At 47.5% G+C, this 3,228-nt stretch carries 2 protein-coding genes and 2 pseudogenes; all 4 read left to right on the top strand.

The window, feature by feature from the left end:
* The first annotated feature begins 121 nt into the window (after nucleotides 1-121).
* The 4 genes and pseudogenes from H6F63_RS00375 to H6F63_RS00390 all read left to right on the top strand — a co-directional run bounded on the left by H6F63_RS00375 (nucleotide 122) and on the right by H6F63_RS00390 (nucleotide 3,103).
* Nucleotides 122-815, top strand: a pseudogene (locus H6F63_RS00375) (IS1 family transposase).
* Between the two features lie 116 nt (nucleotides 816-931).
* The gene (locus tag H6F63_RS00380) at nucleotides 932-1,630 is read left to right on the top strand and encodes a PAS domain-containing protein (RefSeq protein WP_190633932.1); all 699 of its coding nucleotides are present in this window, start codon (nucleotides 932-934) and stop codon (nucleotides 1,628-1,630) included.
* A gap of 54 nt (nucleotides 1,631-1,684) precedes the next feature.
* A pseudogene (locus H6F63_RS30780) lies at nucleotides 1,685-2,639 on the top strand (IS1595 family transposase).
* A gap of 20 nt (nucleotides 2,640-2,659) precedes the next feature.
* A complete protein-coding gene (locus H6F63_RS00390; protein ID WP_190633934.1) occupies nucleotides 2,660-3,103 on the top strand; it encodes a PAS domain-containing protein in 444 nt (147 codons plus the stop codon).
* Nucleotides 3,104-3,228 lie beyond the last annotated feature (125 nt).

Here is a 3,228-nt window from a genome sequence, read left to right on the forward strand (position 1 = left end):
GTTGACCTGACTCAACTGCTCCGGGTAGTAGTGAACCTGACTGGACGAGTAACAGAGGAATAAGCGCAGGGTCAAAATTGGTGGCGTTGCAGAATAAAGGTATGAATTAGGGGAAATGTCAATGCAATGTCCTGAATGTAGCTCCGCCCACATCCGTAAGAATGGGAAGAAAAGAGGTAAGCTTGCATTACATTTGTGTCAATTGTGGTCGTCAATTCATCGATTGCTACGATCCTCCCCAAGGCTACCCGGAAGAGTTCAAACGAGAATGCCTCAAAATGTATGTCAATGGCACAGGTTTTCGGGCAATTGAGCGAGTCAAGGGAGTGCATCACACAACGGTGATCGATTGGGTGATGCAAGTGGAAGAACAACTGCCAGATACCTATGAACCAGAAACCATTCCGGAGGTTGGGGAACTGGATTAATTAGAAACGTTTGTCGGCTCAAAAAAAACAAAATCTGGCTGTGGACAGCCGTTGACTACTTCCAAGCCGGAATTCTTGGTTGGGTGATAGGAGACCATAGTAGCGAAACCTTTAAGCCCTTGTGGAATTTAGTGAGTCTGTGGCAGTGCTTCTTCTATGTAACCGATGGCAACAAGGTGTATCCCAACTTTATTGCCGATGGAGACCAGATTGTGAGCAAAACCTATATGACCCGAGTCGAAGGTGAAAACACCCGATTGAGACATTATCTAGCTCGATTACATCGCAAGACCTTGTGCTATTCTCGCGTCAGTGGAAATGCTCAAGCATTCGGTGAGATTGCTACTTCACTATCTTAAATTTTGGGACGTCCCTGTTCCTACCTAATTCATACCTTCACCCAGCAACGCCAAATTGGTAGATCGATGGGTGTACCGCACGATCAGGTTGCATAAAATGCTACGTAACCACAGCCGCAAAGCAAGAAGCAAGGGTTAACAGATATGGCACAGTCCCCACAGCTAGAGGCAGTGTACCAACGAGCCTGGATACTGCAACAGCGGGCTAACGCTCTACCCGACTCGCAGCAAGCACTTCTATCAGAGGCGTTGGAGGAGCTTCAAGCGGTTTTAGAAGAATTGCAGGCATCTGAAGCAGAACTGCGTGATCAAAATGAAGCGTTAGTCAATACTCGCCAAGCTGTAGAGTCAGAACGTCAGCGCTATCAGGAATTGTTCGAGTTTGCACCGGATGGCTATCTCGTCACGGATGCCAATGGGAGAATCCAAGAAGCAAACAATGCGATCGCCTCCCTGCTGAATGTTTCGCAGCAGTTTATAGTTGGCAAGCCGCTGCTCGTTTTTATTGATCAGCCCGCTCGCTCCACGTTTCACCTAAAACTTGATCGATTGCAGCAGTTAGACAAGCTTGAAGATTGGGAAATCCATCTGCGTTCACCCAAGCGATCGCCATTCGATGCGGCGCTGACGGTGTCTGCTGTTCGCAATTCAGACGGTCAAATAGTCAGCCTGCGTTGGCTGCTGCGCGACATCACCGAGCGTAAGCAAATCGAACGGCTTTTGAAACATCTCAACTCAGAGCTAGAACGCCAGGTGCAAGAGCGCACGGCTCAGTTGCACCTGGCACTTGATTTTGAGGCGGGTCTAAAACTACTTGGCTCAATGGGTGATCCGGGGAGATGAAGTTGAAAGAGCAGGCTGGTAGGATGTCTAGAATATAACTAACCTTTTGTTGTCATGCTCACTCTCAATCTCACCCATCTGATTGACGACGCTTTCGTAGCACGAAAGCGTGCGCCCACTACGTTGGAAAGAGGGGGTTTGTTGCCCCAGTAGCAGTGTTCAAGTGATCAAACGTGGAAAGGACGAAACCCAACCTCACCGCCAGCGATACCAGTGTAAAGACTGTTGCCCTCACTTTGATGACTTAACCAACACGATTTTTGCCGGATATCATCAACCATTGCGGGTATGGATATTGTGCCTGTATCTAATGGGATTGAACCTGTCAAACCGTCAGATTGCTCAAGAACTAGACCTGGACGAGGATGATGTTCACGAGATGACCGCTCAACTGCGTCAAGGCATCGTCGATGGCAAACCGGAAGTTCAGTTATCTGGGGAGGTAGAGTGTGATCAGGTTTATGTTACAGCCGGACACAAAAGCAACCCGGAAGCGGTCACAAAAAAGGGCGCAACGGACGACGCAATCGGCTCAAAGGGGTTCGGGGGCGGGGCACGCTTGAAAAAGAAAAACCGCCAGTTTTCGGCATGATTCAACGGGGTGGGGCGGTTGTGATTCGGATGCTTACCAATGTCCAGCAAACGACTATTGAGCCACTCATCAAAGCAATCATTACACCGGGCACCTAGGTCTATACCGATGAATACGCCATCTACAATCCCTTGCCTGAGTGGGGCTATGCCCACAAAACGGTGTGTCATGGGACGGGTGAATATGCTCGCGATGAGGATGGAGACGGTTTGTGTGAAGTCCATGTCAATACAATCCAAGGATGAGAGGTCGCTCTTGCGTTCCTGGTTGCGCCCGCATCGGGGTATCTCCCAAGAAAAGCTGCCGTTGTACTTAGGCTTTTTTGAGTTCGTTCACAATACTAAAAAGCGAGGGCTTTGCCTTACTTATTGCTTTGTTGGAGAACCTACTTGCTTAACTCCCCGGAATCCCTATTGAGCCTTAAAATTAATCAAACCGTGGAACCCTGGGAACATCTGGTTGACGAACAAACCTCCCAATTAAGACAGTTTAATCAGCAACTTCAGGAAGAATTTCGCGATCGCAAACTGCTTGAAGAGAAGTTGCACGCATCTGAGAGTAAAATTCGCGCAATCTTTGAGGCGATGACTGACATCGTACTTGTCATCAATCTCGAAGGAGATATTGAAGTTGTACCGACGAATACCGAGCTTTTGTACGAACCAAATTTTGACATTATCGGCTATACCATAGAACACTTTTATCAGGATGAAATAGCCGAGAGTTGGTTGCGGCAAATTCAGCGAGCTTTAGATATGCAGCAGACCATTGAGTTTGATTACAGCTTACCCATTGGCGATCGCGAGGTTTGGTTTGCTGCTCGCATTTCACCGATGCCAAACGATTCCGTCATCTGGGTAAGCTGTTCAGCATTTAAATAAAGTATAATCCGGAAGTAAATTTAGTCTAACAAGTGAAAGATGCCAGCGAAAAATTATCTCAATCAAGAGCAAGTAGAGAAACTACAAAAAGCATTAAAGGAAGAGGATAATGGACATATCCGAGA

It is taken from the genome of Trichocoleus sp. FACHB-40 (genome assembly GCF_014695915.1).
GTDB classification, from domain to species: Bacteria; Cyanobacteriota; Cyanobacteriia; order Cyanobacteriales; family FACHB-T130; genus Funiculus; species Funiculus sociatus.